A 16,579-nucleotide genomic window follows, 5' to 3' on the forward strand; every position below is an offset into this window, starting at 1 on the left:
TCTCCTTGGTTGTCCGGCAATGTCCATCGGGCCATGCGCGAATTCAAGCGGAAATTAAGTGACCGATTAAGTTCTGTCGTTGATTGGGATCATTGCGGCGTCAGGGATGCAATCCCGCGGCATCGGGATCGGCCCTTGCCACCTGATTGAGCCGTTCAAGTCGAGCCTGGTGCGTCGCCCGGTCAATCGGAAATCGCCGGACCACGAATGCGGTCATTCCCGCCAGCACGGCAATGCTGGCGCAATAGGCAAGACTGAGGCGATATGTCACTTCTGGCGCGACGGCATCGGGGGCGGTGTTGGGTTCCAGTCCCGCAAAGCTCAGTAGCAGCCCGGTACAGAACACGCCAAGCCCGCCTGCACACTTCGAGGCAAGGAATGCGCCTGCCGACAGTGTCCCTTCCGACCTTCGCCCGGTCTGTTCCTCGGACGCCTCCACAACATCCGCAACCATCGACCACAAGGTCATGGTGCCGGTGACAGTGAAGGTGTTCGAAAGCAGAGTGCATGCAAACATTCCCCCCAGCGACAAGGTAGAACCGTCTGCTGCCCACAGACCCAGCCAGCGCAACAGTAGCGGGCCTGCCCAGAAGACCATGCCCAGCGGCGCCATCCGCATGACTGTCCCCGCCTTGCCCCAGCGCAGTTGAGCGCGTCCGACGAGCAGCGATGCTCCCACGACGCTGGCGAAGAGCAGGAATGGGAAGGCCTGCAAGGCGGTTGGCGTGAATTTCCAGACGTAGAGGTAAAGGTAGTTGGACAAGGCAAACGTGATGCCCTGCGCGGTCAGCGCCGCTGCAATGCCTGCCATCACGATGAGGCAGGCAGGATGTGAGAAGCTCTCGCGAATTTCGCCCAGAGAGGCGAGGGCGCTCTTCCCTGTCGCCCGCCGTTCCGGTGGCCAGCCGGCAACTGCCCGATGTTGCCCGAATGCCGAAACCAGCACGCAGGTCACCATCAGCGCTGCGCCGAACAGGCCGAAGTTGCGATAACCTTCGCGTGCCAGCATCGCGTCGGGCAGGAACACGCCATAGGCGAGCAAAAGCATCAGCAGCCCGCCCCCCCATGAGAACAGGAAGCGGAAGCGTGTCAGGCGCGTCCTCTCGTCGTAGTCACGGCTGATCTCGGCAACCAAGGCTGCAGACGGAACTTCGCACATCGCCACCAATGCGCGCACGATGATGGCTGATGCCAGCAACACGGCAAAGCTCGGCTCCCCGATCGGAGACCACAGGAATATCCAGGCAAGCCCGAGAGGGATTGGCGCGACATACAGGTAGGGCAATCGCCTGCCCCAGGCGGTTCTGGTACGATCGCTGAAATGCCCTACTATCGGGTCGATCAACCCGTCGAAGACCAGCGCGATCAGGAGGGCCAGGCTGACCAGCCGCGCGTCCATGCCAAGGACCTGATTGTAGAACAGCAGCAGGAACGTGGCGAAGCCATTGTCCTTTACGCCATAGGCGACACTGCCCAACCCGTTCGCCAGAGCGAGCCGGGTCGGGACGCGGCCTTCGATCGGGATCATGCAGCCTTTCCGCTGTCGACCATCTGCTGCAGCGCGTCGAACAGACCCGGCATGTTCGGGTCCCAGCTATGACGCGGCCCGATGGTGATCCCGCCATCGACGATGAGCGATGTACCCGTGACAAAGCCCGCCGCCTCGCTGGCGAGGAACAGCACGGCTTGCGCAATGTCGTCAGGCTGTCCGCCGCGCGCCACCGGCTGCGCCTGCTGCGACATTGCGGCAATCGCGCCCTTGGCCTGCGCCTCCAGTTCGGCCGGCATATCCAGCGAAGCGGTGAAGATGTTGGTGTTGATGAAGCCCGGCTGGACCGCGTTGACCCGGATCTGGTGCTTGGCAAGGTCGGCCGCGGCGACTTTGGTCAGGTGCAGGACGCCAGCCTTGGCGACCGCATAGGCAGTGGGCGAATAGCCCGGGCCGACTGCGGCAACGCTTGAAGTATTGACGAACGATGCGCCCTTGCGCCCGATCATGTGGGGGACGGCGTAGCGGATGCCGAAAGCGACCGAACGCAGCAGCAGGTCCATAGTCCGGTCCCAGCCTTCGGGCTCGATCTCGTCGATCGGGGCTCTGTCGCCGCCAGCGCCTGCATTGTTGAAGACCGAGTCGATGCCGCCGGTCTCTGCCGCGGCGCGGTCCATCAGGGCCTTGATGTCCTCGCAACGCGTGACATCGCAGCGGGCAGTGACGACCTTGCCGTTGGATGCGCTCGCCGTCGCCAGAAGGCCGGCCTCGTCGATGTCGGCAGCGTAGACCGTTGCCCCCTCGGCCGCAAAAGCGATCGCGCTCGCCCTCCCGATTCCCGAAGCTGCGCCGGTCACGACGACCGTCTTGCCGTTGAATCGCATCCCTCTCTCCAGCGTTCTTGTATCGTTTTACGTTTACGTCAGCTTAGGCGCGAAAGACCGTCCGTCAATGGCGATGGGGTTTACGCTACGGCAAGCGGCATTTGCCCTAAAGCGCAGGAAAGGTGCCGCAAATCCGCCCTTGCCAGACCATCGCGACTCGCCTTAACCTTCCGATTAAGAGAGGAGCATAACCATGTCAGACCTTGATGCTTTCCGCGCGGAAATCCGCGCATGGCTTGAAGAGAACTGCCCTGCCGAAATGCGCGAGCCCGTCCGCGACGAGGGCGACGTCTGCTGGGGCGGACGCAACTTCAAGTTCAAGAACGAGGCGCAGAAGACCTGGATGGAGCGCTGCGCAGCCAAGGGCTACACCGTGCCCGATTGGCCCAAGCCCTATGGTGGCGCCGGCATGTCTCCGGCCGAGGCGAAGATCTGGCGCGAGGAATGCGCCCGCATCGGCGCCCGTCCGCCGCTGTCCAGCTTCGGCATCTGGATGCTCGGCCCCGCACTGCTGAAGTTCGGCACGGAGGAGCAGAAGGTTCACTACCTCAACCAGATCGCCCGCGGCGAAATCCGCTGGTGCCAGGGCTATTCGGAACCCGGCTCGGGCTCGGACCTCGTCAGCTTGCAGACTTTCGGCGAGGACAAGGGTGATCACTGGGTCGTAAACGGCCAGAAGATCTGGACCTCTTATGCTGACAAGGCTGACTGGATCTTCTGCCTTGTCCGCACCGACAAGGCCAACAAGTACCAAGGCATCAGCTTCCTGCTGTTCGACATGACCACCCCGGGCGTGACGACCAAGCCGATCAAGCTGATCAGCGGCAATTCGCCGTTTTGCGAAACCTTCTTCGACAACGTCGTGGTGCCGAAGAACCAGATCGTCGGAGAACTGAACCGCGGCTGGGACGTCGCCAAGTACTTGCTCGGGCATGAGCGCGAGATGATCTCGGGTGCGGGCGGCGGCGATCGCCTCAACGCTATCGGCGCGATCGTTGCCCGTAACGGTCTCGAAGACCCGATCCTGCGCGCCGACCTCGCCATGTTCGATGTCGATGCCTTGGCCTATGCCTGCATGGGCGAGAAGTTCCTGGATGAGGCCAAGGTCGGCCGTGCCCATCCCGCGCAGCCCAACATGATGAAGTATGCCGGCACTGAACTGAACAAGCGCCGTCACGAACTGCTGATGTCGGCAGGCGGAGCGACGGCACTCGAATGGGAGAGCGAGCGCACCAATGGCGGCTCCCCGTCGCGTTCGTGGCTGCGCACCAAGGCCAACTCGATCGAGGGCGGCACCAGCGAAGTCATGCTCAACGTCGTTGCAAAACGCATCCTCGAACTGCCGGGAGCCTGATCGATGCCCCTTTTCCACACCGAAGATCAGGCCATGCTGGCCGAAAGCGTCACCGGCTTCATGGCCGATGAAGGCGGCATCAAGAAGCAGCTGCGCCACTATCGCGACATGAACTGCCAGGATGGCTTCGGCCATGCCCTGTGGAAGCAGTTCGCCGAGATGGGCCTCACCGGCATGCTTGCTGCCGAGGCTGATGGCGGTCTGGCGATGGGCCACGTCGAGGCAGGCATCGTCCTGCGCGAAATCGGTCGCAACCTTACCCCTTCGCCATTCCTGACCACCTCGGTCATGGGCGTGACGGCGCTTGCGGGCGGATCGGACGAGCTGCGCGGCCGCTGGCTCCCAGGGGTAATCGCCGGCGACAGTGTATTGGCCGTAGCGGTCGACGAAGGTCCGAAACATCGCCCCGAACGCATCGCCTGCAAGGCCGAAAAGGCTGGTAACGGCTTCCGCCTTCAGGGCAGCAAGGCCTTCGTCGTGCATGGAGCCTCGGCTGACGCGATCATCGTCGCTGCGCGCACGTCGGGCAGCGATACCGACAACGACGGCATCACGCTGTTCGCCGTACCCAAGGACGCATCGGGCGTGTCCCACGAGAACCTGCGCCTCGTCGACAGCGCGATGGCCAGCAACGTCACCTTCGACAGTGTCGAACTCGACGGCGATTGCGTTATCGGAGAAGTCGATGGCGGTCGCGAGCTGCTGAACAAGGTTCTCCGTGCAGGCCGCATCGGCGCTGCTGCCGAACTGACCGGTGTCGGGCAGGGGGCATTCGACATCACCACCGCCTACCTCAAGACGCGCAAGCAGTTCGGCCAACTGATCGGAGAATTCCAGGCGCTTCAGCACCGCGCCGCGCACCTCTATTCCGAGCTGGAAATCGCCGAAGCCGCCGTGATCAAGGCGCAGCAACTGCTCGACGGCAATTCGGAGAAGGCCGACCTCATGGTTTCGGTTGCCAAGGCCAAGGCGGCCAAGGCCTGCAACCTCTCGGTTCGCGAAGGCGTTCAGATGCATGGCGGCGTCGGCATGACCGACGAATACGACATCGGCCTCTACATGAAGCGCGACCGTTCGCTCGCCGAGTTCATGGGCGACCAGTATTACCATGCCGAGCGCGTGGCTCAGCTTAGCGGCTATTGATGCAATCGACCCCTCCTCGGCAGGGGAGGGGGACACGACCCGGGAAACGGGCGCGCAGGGGAACGACAACATGGATTTCAGCAAGCTTTTCAGCCTTGAAGGCCGCATTGCGGTCGTGACTGGTGGTTCGCGCGGGATTGGCGAGATGATCGCCGAAGGCTTCCTCGCCGCAGGTTGCGAGCGGGTGTACATCACCGCTCGCAAGGCTGCCGTGGTCGAGGAAACCGCCGCACGCCTCGGCGAGAAGTGCATCGCACTGCCCGGTGACATTTCCAACGTCGCCGGCATTGAAAAGCTCGCCGCAGACCTTGCTGGCCGCGAAAACAAGCTCGACATTCTCGTGAACAACGCGGGCGCTGCCTGGGGCGCAGACTTCGAGGATTTTCCCGAAGTTGGCTGGGACAAGGTCATGGACCTGAACGTCAAGACGCCGTTCTTCCTCACTCAGAAGCTGCACGGACTGCTCAAGGCCGCCGCCAGCAAGGAACAGCCCGCCAAGGTGATCAATATCGCCTCGGTCGATGGCCTGCGTCTCAATGCTTGGGAGACCTACAGCTACCAGGCATCAAAGGCTGCCGTCATCCAGTTGACCAAGCGCATGGCGGCGCGGCTGATCCGGGACCAGATCGTCGCAAGCTGCATCTGTCCAGGAGCTTTCCCATCAGAGATGAACAAGGCTGCGGCGAAGAATCCCGAAGCCTCTGCCAAGGGCATCCCATCCAGGCGGATCGGCACGATTGAAGACATGGCCGGGGGCGCGATCTTCCTCGCCAGCCGCGCGGGCGACTATGTCGTCGGCACGCCGCTGCCGATCGATGGCGGTATCGTCAACGGCTGGATTCCTGAGAATGCCGTGGATCCATCGGGGCATTGATGGCGCTGACATTTGCGCCCCCGCGAAGGCGGGGACGCAAGTGTTGTTACGGAATTTTGGCGTCAAACCGCTGAGGTCCCCGCCTGCGCGGGGACGCAACACTTCCAGATGAGATACTACCCCCGCATCAACCCACGCACGAAGTCGATCAGCCCGGTCTGGCGCGTGCGCTTCATGCGCTCGGCGGCAAGGATCTCGCGCACCTTGTCGAAGCAGCCCTCAACGTCGTCGTTGATCACGACGTAATCGTAACCGTCCCAGTGGCTGATCTCGGCCTGTGCCCGGTCCATGCGCGCCGCGATAACCTCGGCGCTGTCGGTGCCGCGTCCGGTCAGGCGGCGGCGCAGTTCTTCAAGGCTCGGCGGCAGGATGAACACGCGCACCACGTCGGCCTGCGCTTTCTGGTAAAGCTGCTGCGTGCCCTGCCAGTCGATGTCGAACAGGACGTCTCCGCCCGCTTTCAGCCGGTCGCGAATGTGCGCCTTGGGTGTGCCATAGCAATTGCCGAAGACCACTGCCCATTCATAGAACTCGTTCGCCTCGACCATGCGGTCGAACTCGGCCTTGTCGACGAAGTAGTAGTCCTTGCCCTCGACTTCGCCAGGCCGCATCGGCCGCGTCGTCACGGAAACGGATGCCGCGATCTCGTCATCTTCGGCGAGAAGCTTGCGCGCGATCGTCGTCTTGCCGGCGCCGGAGGGCGAGGACAGGATGAGCATCAGGCCCCGGCGGTGCAGGGTGTCGTCGTCTTGGGACTCGTGGACCATGTGCGCTAGTGGCGCATCGGTTCCCGCCCGGTCAAGGGGGGACGGCTCCGATCAGCCCTTCTTGCCGCGCTCGGCCTGTTCCTCGATTGCCGCTTCGCCAGCTGCCTCGGCGGTTCTGCTACGGCGGCGATCGTAAAGCGTCTTGGCGAGAAGACCACCCCCGACAACGATCGCGCCGGGAACGGAGCGGGTTGCAACCCGGGCGATGGCAGTCCCGACCAGAGTCTGCATCATCGTGCGCCCCTGGATCACACGACCCGCCTTCTTTGAACCCATCTTCGTCCCGATCAGGCCTTTTTCAACGCCACGGCGAAGCAACGAGCCCCCGGCGCGGAGGGCAATATCGGCCAGGATCAGGTTGGTCATCGGGTTGGGGCTGGGGGCAGGCACCTTGTCAGCGGCATCCTTGGCCGCATTTGTCAGCTTCTTGCCCTTCTTAGCCATGCCCTTGCCTTCTGTCAGCGGGGCGTTGTGCCCCTTACTTCTTCTTGCCGAAATCGACAGTGACGACGTTCGATCCGTCCTCGGTCCGCTCAACGGCAGGCGTGTCGGCTTGTTCCGGCGAATCGTTTTCGGCAGGCTCGACAGGTTCCGCCTCGTCATCGACAACTGCCTGGAATTGCAGACCGAAATCGACTGCTGGATCGACGAAAGCCGTGATTGCCGAGAACGGAATCACCAGAGTCGAAGGGATCTGATTGAATGAAAGGCCAACGCTGAACTGATCTGCCTCGACCTTGAGGTCCCAGAACTTGTTCTGGAGCACGATCGTCATCTCGTCGGGGAAGCGTTCGCGCAGGCGCTGCGGAATGTCCACGCCCGGAGCGCCGGTCTTGAAGGTGATATAGAAGTGATGGGTGCCCGGCAGCATCCCGCCGCCGGCTGCCACTTCGCCCAGCACGCGTCCGACAACGGCGCGTAGCGCCTCCTGCACGATTTCGTCGTAGGGGATCAGGCTGTCAGGTGCATCGCTCATGCCGCCACAACTGACCGCCCCGGCCCTTCGGGTCAAGTGGGGACGGACATTGATTCTAAACCGGAGCGGCGTATAGGCGCTTTCCCATGCGCACCGGATCGATCACGCGAAAGACCGAGGAAACCGACATTGCCGTGTCGGTGAACCTCGATGGCACCGGCACCTACAAGGTGGAAACGGGCATCGGCTTCCTCGATCACATGATCGAGCAGTTCAGCCGGCACTCGCTGATCGATATCGAATGCCGGGTGAAGGGTGACCTCCATGTCGACCAGCACCACACCACCGAGGACAGCGCCATCGCGCTCGGCCAGGCCATCTCGCAGGCGCTGGGCGACAAGAAGGGCATAACCCGGTACGGCCACACCTATTCGCCGATGGACGAGGCGCTGAGCCGCGTCGCGCTCGATATTTCGGGCCGTCCGGTGCTGATCTGGAAGGCCTCGTTCACGCAGCCTCGCTTGGGCGAGATGGATACCGAGCTGTTCGAGCACTGGTTCCAGTCGATCAGCCAGGCAGCCGGCATCACGCTGCACATCGAAAGCCTCTACGGCTCGAACAACCACCACATCATCGAGGGCATCTACAAGGGCTTTGCCCGCGCGATGCGTGCAGCGATCACCATCGATCCGCGCAAGGCCGATGCAGTCCCTTCGACCAAGGGCATTCTGGGTGGCTGATACCCTCGCGCTGGTCGATTACGGCGCGGGCAATCTGCGCTCCGTCGCCAACGCCCTCAAGGCAGCCGGTGCCGAAGGCGTGGTGGTGACGGCCGATCCCAATGTCGTCCGGGCCGCGGATCGTATCGTCCTGCCCGGCGTCGGTGCCTTCCGCGCCTGCATCTCGGCGCTTTGCGCTGTGCCCGGCCTTGTCGAGGCAATGGAAGAGCGCGTCCTCGTCGGCGGTGCTCCTTTCCTCGGCATCTGCGTCGGCATGCAGCTTCTGGCGGATCGCGGCATCGAGTTCGGCACGACCGACGGGCTTGGCTGGATCGGGGGCGAAGTCCGCGTGATCGAACCCGCCGATCCGTCGATCAAGGTGCCCCACATGGGCTGGAACGATGTCGCGCCGATGCCGCACCAGGGCGGTGCCGAACTGCTCGAGCCCGGCGAAGCCTATTTCCTGCACTCCTACCACTTCGTGCCCGAAGAGGGCACGCACGTGGCGGCGATGAGCGATCACGGCGGCGGGATCGTCGCCGCCGTCGCGCGCGACAATATTCTCGGCGTGCAGTTCCACCCGGAAAAAAGCCAGTCCTACGGCCTGTCGCTGCTCAATCGCTTCCTTGAATGGAAGCCCTGACAGGTTAGCCTGAGGGAACTGTAACACGCGCCCAGACCTTTCCTTCCTTTGAAGGAGGCCCTGCCGCATGACCACGTTTCCGATCGACCGCCTGGTATTCACGCCCTTCATGGTGGACCTCGCGCAGTCCCCGTTGCGCGGCCACTTCGATGCGGAAACTTACGTTCTGGGGGCCTTCAACCCCGGCATGACGGTCCTGCCGAACGGCAACCTGCTCTTCATGGTCCGCGTGGCCGAGGCGCTGCGCCAGCCAATCCGCGAAGGCAAGGTCCATGCGATTCGCTGGCACGACGGGGGCTATGTTCTCGATGGCTGGCCGCTGGAGCTTGCCGATACTTCGGACCCTCGCAAGTTCCTTCTGCATGGTGGCGGCTGGAAGATCATGGCGCTGACCTCCCTGTCATGGCTGTTGCCGGTCGAGATGTCGGCCGACGGGCTTGATGTCATCGCAATCCACTATGACAAGGCCATCGCGCCGCAAGGTTCGTTCCAGTGCTACGGCATCGAGGATGCCCGCATCTCGCGCATGGGCGAGGGCGCCTATCTGATGACCACCTGCTCGGTCAGCCCGGAACGACACTCGACCACGCTCTATTCCTCGGAAGATGGCCTGAACTGGCATTTCGAAGGCATCGCTCTCGATCACCAGAACAAGGACATGTTGATCTTCGAGGGCCTTGTTCACGGCGAATACTGGGCACAGACCCGCCCTTTGGGCGACCTCTACTTCGCCTACCCGCCTGGCAGCGAATGGCGCTCCGGCCCCTCGATCAACCTTGCGACTTCGCCGGATGCCCTTCACTGGCGTCCTCGCCTCGAACCAGGCATTCGTCCGCATGCTGGTACCGCCGCAACGGCGCGCATGGGTGGTGGCACACCCCCGATCCTCACGGAGATTGACGGTCAGCGTGGCTGGCTTACCCTCTGGCACGGCGTCGAACCGAAGGAGATCGTGGGCATCTACCGTACCTACTGGACCCTCCTCGACCCGGAAGAGCCATGGAAGACCATCGGCGGCAGCCACACCCCGCTGCTGGAGCCCAACCCGGAACTCACCCGTCCGCTCGAGGACCTGCTCTACTTGCGCGATGTCGTGTTCACGACCGGCATCGCTGAGCTGGAGGATCGCTACATCGTCGCCTCGGGCGAGGCCGATCTTGCCTGCCGCATCACCCATGTGCCCAAGGAAGCCTTCCGTTCGGCGTAATCCGCTGCTAGGCGCGCGGTCCATGATCGTCTTTCCCGCCATTGACCTGAAAGCTGGCCAGGTCGTTCGCCTCGCCGAAGGAGACATGGACCGCGCCACGGTCTACGGCGATAACCCCGCCCATCAGGCGAGCCTCTTCGCCGAGGCCGGTTCGCAGTACCTCCACGTCGTCGATCTCGACGGTTCGTTCGCCGGTCGCGCCGAGAACCGCGAGGCGGTGGAGGGAATCCTCAAGTCGTTCCCCGGCCACGTCCAGCTTGGCGGCGGCATCCGCACGCGTGAGGCGGTCTCGGGCTGGTTCGACGTCGGTGTCAGCCGCGTCGTCATGGGCACGGCTGCGCTCAAGGACCCGCAGTTCGTCAAGGACATGGCAAAGGAGTTCCCCGGCGGCATCGTCGTCGCGGTTGACGCACGCGACGGCATGGTCGCCACCGAGGGCTGGGCCGACGTGTCCGACGTCTCGGTCGTCGATCTCGCCCGCCGGTTCGAGGATGCGGGCGTTGCCAGCCTGCTCTTCACCGACATCGGACGCGACGGCCTGCTCAAGGGCGTGAATCTTGACGCCACCGTCGAACTCGCGCGCCGCGTCGACATTCCCGTGATCGCCAGCGGCGGCGTCAAGGGCATCGACGACATCCGGATGCTCAAGATTCATGAAGCCGACGGCATCGAAGGTGTCATCACCGGCCGTGCGCTGTTCGAAGGCAAGCTCGATCTTGCGGCTGCCATTGCGATGGCCGAGGCCTGACATGACCGTCCGCGTCCGCGTCATCCCCTGTCTCGATGTCGCCAATGGCCGCGTAGTCAAGGGCGTCAACTTCGTCGACCTGCGCGATGCCGGCGATCCGGTCGAGCAGGCGCGCGCCTATGACAAGGCCGGGGCGGACGAGTTGTGCTTCCTCGACATCTCCGCCAGCCATGAAGGCCGCGGCACCCTGCTTGATGTCGTCGCCCGGACTGCGGAAGTCTGTTTCATGCCGCTGACAGTCGGCGGTGGGGTGAGGGCAGTCGAAGATGCCCGCGCCCTCCTCCTCGCTGGTGCCGACAAGGTCGCAGTCAATTCCGCCGCCGTCGCCCGTCCCGAACTGGTGCGCGACATTGCCGAGAAGTTTGGCGCGCAGTGCGTGGTTGGCTCGGTCGATGCGCGACGCACCGGGTCGGGCAAATGGGAGATATTCACCCACGGCGGGCGCAAGGCAACTGGCATCGACGCGCTGGCCCACGCCGTGAACCTTGCCACGCTGGGCGCGGGCGAACTGCTCGTCACTTCGATGGACGGTGACGGGACGCAAAAGGGCTACGACCTGGAACTGACCCGCGCCATCGCTGATGCCGTGCCGGTCCCGGTGATAGCCAGCGGTGGCGTCGGCAGTCTCGAACACCTTGTCGCAGGTGTAACCGAAGGCCATGCCAGCGCGGTGCTGGCGGCATCGATCTTCCACTTCGGAACCCACTCGATTGCAGAAGCCCACGCCGCGCTGCGGGCTGCAGGTCTGCCAGCACGCTCCTGAGTCCCAAGATGGGTCATTAACCATTTGTTATAAGGGATTTTACCGAATCACGCGGTCTGGCATTGGGTTGGGGTTAACAACTCAAGGTCGCTTGCCCTGTGCTTCGTATCGGTACCATCCTTCTTGCGGTCCTCGCGTCGGTTTCTCCGTCGCTGGCGCAGTCGGCCGGCATCTCGATTCCCGAACCGACTGACGGCGCGCTCTTCGCCTTGGGGCTCGTCGGTCTCATCGTCGGCCGCCAGATCGCCAAGCGCCGGGGTTGACCGCACCGCCCGTTCCGCGCCATTGCGCTGCCCATGGAACACGGTGAAATCCTCGCCCGGCTCGAAGCCACGATAGCCCAGCGCCGCGCGGGCGATCCTTCCGCCAGCTACGTCGCCAAGCTCAATGCCAAGGGTATCGCCAAGATAGCCCAGAAGGTTGGCGAGGAGGGCACGGAAACTGTCATCGCTGCATTGGCTGGAGACCGCAAGGAACTCGTCGGCGAAGCGGCGGACCTCATCTTCCACCTGATGGTGCTGCTCTCCGCCAAGGACGTGCCGCTCGCCGAAGTGCTTGCCGAACTCGAGCGGCGCGAAGGCACCTCGGGCATCGCTGAAAAAGCCAGCCGGAGCAACTGACATGGCCGTTGACGCAACGCTCCCCTACGACGACCAGAACATCTTCGCCAAGATCCTGCGCGGGGAGATCCCCAACCGCACGGTTTATGAAGACGATTATGCGCTGGCATTTCACGACATCAACCCGCAGGCGCCGACCCACGTCCTGGTGATCCCCAAGGGCGCCTACGTGTGCTGGGACGATTTCTCCGAGAAGGCTTCGGAGGCCGAAATCGCCGGCTTCGTCCGCGCAGTCGGCAAGGTAGCGCGTGATCTCGGTCTGGTGGCTCCGGGCTATCGCCTGCTCGCCAACACCGGCACCAACAGCCATCAGGAAGTGCCGCATCTGCACGTCCACCTCTTTGCCGGCCAGCCGCTTGGCCCGATGCTGGTGCGCTGAACGGGGGGAACACGGGGGTAAGGCGTTAACCACCCCTTGCCCTTCGACTCGTCGCAAGGGTAGGGTCACCGCCGAATGTCCGTTCCGCTTGCACCCTCCGGCCTGTTCGATGGCCCTCAGCACCTTTACCCGGTCCGCGTCTACTTCGAGGACACGGACCTTTCGGGCGTGGTCTATCACGCCAATTACCTGCGCTGGTTTGAACGTGCCCGCTCCGACATGCTGCGCCTGCTCGGCATAGACCAGCGCGCTGCGCACGAAGCCGGCGAGGGCGCCTATGCCGTCAGCGAGATGGACCTGCGTTATCTGCGCCCCGCCAAGCTTGATGATGAGGTCATGGTCCACAGCCACGTCGCCGAACTTTCCCCAGCCACCTGCCGAATCGTGCAGCGTGCGTTCAGGGACGGGACGCTTCTGTGCGAGGCGAGGGTGCGCGTCGCCTTCGTCGCGCCGAATGGTCGCCCCCGCCGCCAGCCGCGCGAATGGATGGCCGCTTTCCAGACAATCACAACTGCTCCCGAAGGACAGGATACCGCATGATTCTCCCGATGCTCGCTAATGGCGTTGCCTTCGCGCCGACTTCGCTCAACCCCGTGCAGCTGTTCCTCGATGCAGACTATGTCGTCCAGGGTGTCATGGTCGGGCTCGTGCTCGCCAGCATCTGGACGTGGACGATCATCATCGGTTTTTCGCTGAAGATGGGCAGCGTCCAGAAGGGCTGTGACAAGTACGAGCGCGAATTCTGGGAGGCACGCGACATCGACCAGTTCCAGAAGGACAACAAGGGCCGCGATCTCCCTTCCGCCCGCGTCGTCAATGCAGCGCTCGTCGAATGGCGCCGTTCCACCTCGGGCAAGGCCATCGATCGCGAAGGCACTCGCCAGCGCTTGACCACCGCGCTCGATGGCGCAGTCGTCACTGAGACAGACGCGCTGGCCAGTCGCCTCAATTTCCTCGCGACCGTCGGGTCGGTGGCCCCATTTGTTGGCCTGTTCGGTACTGTCTGGGGCATCATGGATAGCTTCTTCAACATCGGTGCGCAGCAGAACTCCTCGCTTGCCGTCGTCGCACCCGGCATCTCCGAGGCGCTGTTCGCCACGGCCATCGGTCTGTTCGCCGCCATTCCCGCAGTCATCGCCTACAACCGCTTTTCGCACCGCGTGAACCGCTTCGAGACCCGCCTCTATCGCTTCGCCGACCGCTTCCACGCCTCGCTCAGCCGCGAACTGGAGGCCTGAGTCATGGCGATGTCCATGGGTTCCGGCAGCGGAGGCGGCAGAGGTCGCAGGGGGCGTGGCGGTCGTGCCGCGATGAGCGAAATCAACGTCACCCCGCTGGTCGACGTCATGCTCGTGCTGCTGATCATCTTCATGGTCACCGCGCCGATGCTGGCCGCTGGCGTGCCGGTCGACTTGCCCGACAGCAAGGCGGACCCGCTCGACCAGCAGCAGGACCAGATCACCGTCACTATCGATGCTCAGGGCAACGTCTTCCTCGATGATCAGCAGCTCGCCCCCGGCGAGCTGACCGACCGCCTTGCCGGGCTGCAGAAGGGGCCGAAGCCCCCGCTGGTGACCTTGCGCGCAGATCGCGTGCTCGATTGGGGCCGCGTCGCTGCCGTGATGGGAGAATTGAACGCTGCGGGCTTCAAGTCGATCTCGCTGGTCACCAACAGTTCATCCGCACCGCAATAGGTCAGAAGCGATGCGCGATCCTACCGCAGGAGGACTCTCGAAGCAGGAAGGCGCAGGGCTGGCCATTGCCGCGCTGGCTCACGCGGGACTGCTCGGCTTCCTCATGCTTTCCCCACCAGGCAAGACGGTGAAGCCACCGCCGCAGCGCATGGAAGTGACGTTCTCCGAAGAGATTGCCGATCAGTCGACCTCGCCCGACCCCATGGCCGAGGCGGCGCCTGACGTTGCGCCCGAACTGGGCGAGCCCGCGCCTGAGCCGGTTGCGCAACCGCAGCCGCTGCCTGAGCCGCCCAGACCCGTTCCACCGCCGCCGCAACCGCAGCCCAAGCCGGTGCCCGCGCCGCCCAAGCCCGCGCCCAAGCCGCAGCCGCAACCAAAGCCTGCACCGCCCAAACCGGCGCCGCCAAGGCCTGCTCCTCCGAAGCCCGCTCCTGCAAAGCCGGCTCCGGCCAAGCCTGCGCCAGCGAAACCGGCGGCGAAGCCTGCACCGGCGAAGGCCACGACGCCAAAGTCCGGTTCCGGTGATACCAGCCCCCGCCGCAGGCCGGATGCTCCCACGGGCGGTTCGCGAATCGGCTCGGACTTTCTGAAAGGCATTCCCGGCTCGACCAAGCCGGGAACAGCAAAGGCGGCCCCTGCAGCAACGATAGGCCCCGAGGTCAGGTCGTCGCTGGCGGGCGCGATTTCGCGCCAGATCAAGCCGCACTGGGCGGCGCCCCAGGGCGTCGACGCCGACAAGCTGGTGACTATCCTGGCTTGGGACCTCAACCCGGATGGCAGCCTCGCCGGTCGCCCTCGCGTCGTCGATCAGCAGGGCATTACCCCCGCCAACGAGGCGCAAGCCAAACGGCATGCCGAGCAGGCGATTCGCGCTGTGCAATTGGCCGCTCCGTTCGATCTGCCAGATACCTACTATTCCGGCTGGAAGCGCGTTGCCGCCTTCCGCTTTGACAGGAAGTTGTCCCAATGAAGATGCGTTTCCTTGTTGTTGCCGCAGGGCTTGTCTCGGTGCCTGCGCTCGTCGCTGCACAGCAGACTGCGCTTCCTTCCTCCACTGCGGCGCAGGCCTCTGCCGACGAAGGGCTGACCGGCTCTGTCTCCGATGAGAACGAATGGCAGGACCTCGGCATTGCCATCCCGTCCTTTCCCACCAACGCCTCGGTCGCCACCGCAGCCGAAGGCGGCAACACCGAAGCGCTCGGCCGCAATGTCGCGCGCGTCGTCTACAACGACCTGCGCAACAACGGTCTGTTCAAGCCGGTCGGTCCCGATCAGCTTCCCGAAGTCGCCTTCCCGCAAGTCGCTGCGCCGACGTTCGACACCTGGCGCGGGCGTTCGGCTGAAATGCTGGTACAAGGCTTCGTCAAGGCGAACGAAGATGGCCGCCTCACAGTCGGCTGCTATCTCTATGACGTTGCGCTCGGGTCCGAACTCGCGCGGCAGGGCTATGTCGTCAAGCCTGAGGAATGGCGGCGCGCCGCGCACAAGTGCGCCGACATGGTCTATTCGCGCCTCTCCGGCGAAAGCCCGTTCTTCGACAGCAAGATTGCCTACATTGCCGAGACCGGCCCCAAGGACCGTCGCCGCAAGCAACTTGCGATCATGGATTCCGATGGCGCCAACCATCGCTTCATCACCAACGGGCAGGCGACGGCGCTTACCCCGCGCTATTCCCCTGACTACAGCCGGATCGTCTACTTGAGCTACCTGAACGGTGCGCCCCGCATCTACGTCTACAACGTCGGCACCGGCCAGCAGACGCTGGTAACCTCAAGCACCAATCCCACTTTCGCCCCACGCTGGTCGCCCGATGGCAAGTGGATCCTCTATTCGATGGCCATCGCCGGCAACACAGACATCTATCGCGTGCCCGCCACTGGCGGCCAGTCGACACGTCTCACCGACAGCCCCGGCATCGACGTCGGCGGCTCGTACTCGCCCGATGGCAGCAAGATCGTCTTCGAAAGCGACCGTTCGGGCAGCCAGCAGCTTTACGTGATGGACGCGGACGGCTCGAACCAGAAGCGCATCAGTTTCTTCGGAGGTCGCGCCGCCACGCCGGAATGGTCGCCACGTGGAGACCAGATCGCCTTTACCCATATCGGCGGCAACTTCCGTATCGCTGTGACCGACCCGTACGGCAAGGGCATGCGGTTCCTCACGGATTCGTGGCAGGATGAAGCCCCGACGTGGTCGCCCAACGGCCGTATCGTGCAATTCTTCCGCACCGAGCGCGGCAGCGGCAAGACCGGCATCTGGCAAGTCGACCTGACTGGTCGAAATGAACGGAAACTCAACACGCCGGTTGATGGTTCAGACCCTGCATGGGGGCCGGTTCTGCCCTGACCCTGCCTTGGCAAGGGCGATTTGCGCCCTTGT

General features: G+C 63.8%; 21 protein-coding genes. 16 read left to right on the plus strand and 5 right to left on the minus strand.

Translation table 11 applies throughout. The features are described 5' to 3' along the window. Positions 1–100 precede the first annotated feature (100 nt). Both AC3WLM_RS12715 and AC3WLM_RS12720 read right to left on the minus strand, forming a co-directional pair. Positions 101–1,528, minus strand: coding sequence for an MFS transporter (locus tag AC3WLM_RS12715; protein WP_492477541.1), 1,428 nt, complete (start codon positions 1,526–1,528; stop codon positions 101–103). Then, positions 1,525–2,373: an SDR family NAD(P)-dependent oxidoreductase gene (locus AC3WLM_RS12720; RefSeq protein ID WP_039332778.1), complete on the minus strand. Its 849-nt coding sequence runs from the start codon at positions 2,371–2,373 to the stop codon at positions 1,525–1,527. The genes AC3WLM_RS12715 and AC3WLM_RS12720 overlap by 4 nt, the downstream gene beginning before the upstream one ends. Before the next feature lie 193 nt (positions 2,374–2,566). Here AC3WLM_RS12720 and AC3WLM_RS12725 point away from each other — a divergent pair, with 193 nt between their 5' ends. The 3 genes from AC3WLM_RS12725 to AC3WLM_RS12735 all read left to right on the plus strand — a co-directional run bounded on the left by AC3WLM_RS12725 (position 2,567) and on the right by AC3WLM_RS12735 (position 5,744). After that, complete coding sequence (locus tag AC3WLM_RS12725) at positions 2,567–3,727, plus strand: acyl-CoA dehydrogenase family protein (RefSeq protein ID WP_039332780.1); 1,161 nt, start codon at positions 2,567–2,569, stop codon at positions 3,725–3,727. 3 nt (positions 3,728–3,730) lie between these two features. Next, positions 3,731–4,870: an acyl-CoA dehydrogenase family protein gene (locus tag AC3WLM_RS12730; protein WP_062342275.1), complete on the plus strand. Its 1,140-nt coding sequence runs from the start codon at positions 3,731–3,733 to the stop codon at positions 4,868–4,870. A 70-nt stretch (positions 4,871–4,940) separates the two neighbouring features. After that, complete coding sequence (locus AC3WLM_RS12735) at positions 4,941–5,744, plus strand: SDR family oxidoreductase (protein ID WP_492477542.1); 804 nt, start codon at positions 4,941–4,943, stop codon at positions 5,742–5,744. A gap of 116 nt (positions 5,745–5,860) precedes the next feature. On the opposite strand, the gene gmk is transcribed toward AC3WLM_RS12735, so the two are convergent. The 3 genes from gmk to AC3WLM_RS12750 are packed head-to-tail and all read right to left on the minus strand — an operon-like array spanning position 5,861 to position 7,487. Then, the gene (gene gmk / locus AC3WLM_RS12740; protein WP_427464237.1) at positions 5,861–6,511 is read right to left on the minus strand and encodes a guanylate kinase; all 651 of its coding nucleotides are present in this window, start codon (positions 6,509–6,511) and stop codon (positions 5,861–5,863) included. A 51-nt stretch (positions 6,512–6,562) separates the two neighbouring features. Beyond that, complete coding sequence (locus AC3WLM_RS12745) at positions 6,563–6,955, minus strand: hypothetical protein (RefSeq protein WP_492477543.1); 393 nt, start codon at positions 6,953–6,955, stop codon at positions 6,563–6,565. A gap of 34 nt (positions 6,956–6,989) precedes the next feature. Next, the gene (locus AC3WLM_RS12750; protein ID WP_062342268.1) at positions 6,990–7,487 is read right to left on the minus strand and encodes an SspB family protein; all 498 of its coding nucleotides are present in this window, start codon (positions 7,485–7,487) and stop codon (positions 6,990–6,992) included. Between the two features lie 86 nt (positions 7,488–7,573). On the opposite strand from AC3WLM_RS12750, the gene hisB reads away from it, so the two are divergent. The 13 genes from hisB to tolB all read left to right on the plus strand — a co-directional run bounded on the left by hisB (position 7,574) and on the right by tolB (position 16,546). Next, the gene (gene hisB / locus AC3WLM_RS12755) at positions 7,574–8,167 is read left to right on the plus strand and encodes an imidazoleglycerol-phosphate dehydratase HisB (RefSeq protein ID WP_039332791.1); all 594 of its coding nucleotides are present in this window, start codon (positions 7,574–7,576) and stop codon (positions 8,165–8,167) included. Beyond that, positions 8,160–8,789, plus strand: coding sequence for an imidazole glycerol phosphate synthase subunit HisH (hisH, locus tag AC3WLM_RS12760; RefSeq protein WP_039332793.1), 630 nt, complete (start codon positions 8,160–8,162; stop codon positions 8,787–8,789). Before hisB ends, hisH begins: the two co-directional genes overlap by 8 nt. A gap of 67 nt (positions 8,790–8,856) precedes the next feature. Then, complete coding sequence (locus AC3WLM_RS12765; protein ID WP_492477544.1) at positions 8,857–9,996, plus strand: glycoside hydrolase family 130 protein; 1,140 nt, start codon at positions 8,857–8,859, stop codon at positions 9,994–9,996. Between the two features lie 22 nt (positions 9,997–10,018). Then, positions 10,019–10,744 carry a 1-(5-phosphoribosyl)-5-[(5-phosphoribosylamino)methylideneamino]imidazole-4-carboxamide isomerase gene (gene hisA / locus AC3WLM_RS12770; RefSeq protein ID WP_039332797.1) on the plus strand — a complete coding sequence of 242 codons (726 nt, stop codon included), beginning with the start codon at positions 10,019–10,021 and terminating at the stop codon, positions 10,742–10,744. 1 nt (position 10,745) lies between these two features. Next, positions 10,746–11,507, plus strand: a complete 762-nt coding sequence (hisF, locus tag AC3WLM_RS12775; RefSeq protein WP_039332799.1) for an imidazole glycerol phosphate synthase subunit HisF — start codon at positions 10,746–10,748, stop codon at positions 11,505–11,507. 98 nt (positions 11,508–11,605) lie between these two features. Then, complete coding sequence (locus tag AC3WLM_RS12780; protein ID WP_156135729.1) at positions 11,606–11,770, plus strand: hypothetical protein; 165 nt, start codon at positions 11,606–11,608, stop codon at positions 11,768–11,770. 33 nt (positions 11,771–11,803) lie between these two features. Further along, positions 11,804–12,127, plus strand: coding sequence for a phosphoribosyl-ATP diphosphatase (locus AC3WLM_RS12785; RefSeq protein ID WP_039332801.1), 324 nt, complete (start codon positions 11,804–11,806; stop codon positions 12,125–12,127). A 1-nt stretch (position 12,128) separates the two neighbouring features. After that, the gene (locus AC3WLM_RS12790) at positions 12,129–12,506 is read left to right on the plus strand and encodes a histidine triad nucleotide-binding protein (protein WP_118072178.1); all 378 of its coding nucleotides are present in this window, start codon (positions 12,129–12,131) and stop codon (positions 12,504–12,506) included. Between the two features lie 75 nt (positions 12,507–12,581). Then, positions 12,582–13,046 carry a YbgC/FadM family acyl-CoA thioesterase gene (locus AC3WLM_RS12795; protein WP_039332805.1) on the plus strand — a complete coding sequence of 155 codons (465 nt, stop codon included), beginning with the start codon at positions 12,582–12,584 and terminating at the stop codon, positions 13,044–13,046. Further along, complete coding sequence (gene tolQ, locus AC3WLM_RS12800) at positions 13,043–13,744, plus strand: protein TolQ (RefSeq protein ID WP_039332807.1); 702 nt, start codon at positions 13,043–13,045, stop codon at positions 13,742–13,744. The genes AC3WLM_RS12795 and tolQ overlap by 4 nt, the downstream gene beginning before the upstream one ends. Positions 13,745–13,747: 3 nt before the next feature. Next, positions 13,748–14,200 carry an ExbD/TolR family protein gene (locus AC3WLM_RS12805; protein ID WP_174544596.1) on the plus strand — a complete coding sequence of 151 codons (453 nt, stop codon included), beginning with the start codon at positions 13,748–13,750 and terminating at the stop codon, positions 14,198–14,200. Positions 14,201–14,210: 10 nt separating this feature from the next. Continuing rightward, a complete protein-coding gene (locus tag AC3WLM_RS12810) occupies positions 14,211–15,170 on the plus strand; it encodes a hypothetical protein (protein WP_193827824.1) in 960 nt (319 codons plus the stop codon). Next, positions 15,167–16,546, plus strand: a complete 1,380-nt coding sequence (tolB, locus tag AC3WLM_RS12815) for a Tol-Pal system beta propeller repeat protein TolB (RefSeq protein WP_062342247.1) — start codon at positions 15,167–15,169, stop codon at positions 16,544–16,546. The genes AC3WLM_RS12810 and tolB overlap by 4 nt, the downstream gene beginning before the upstream one ends. Positions 16,547–16,579: the final 33 nt, after the last annotated feature.

Source organism: Novosphingobium sp. FW305-C-30-35 (genome assembly GCF_058783135.1).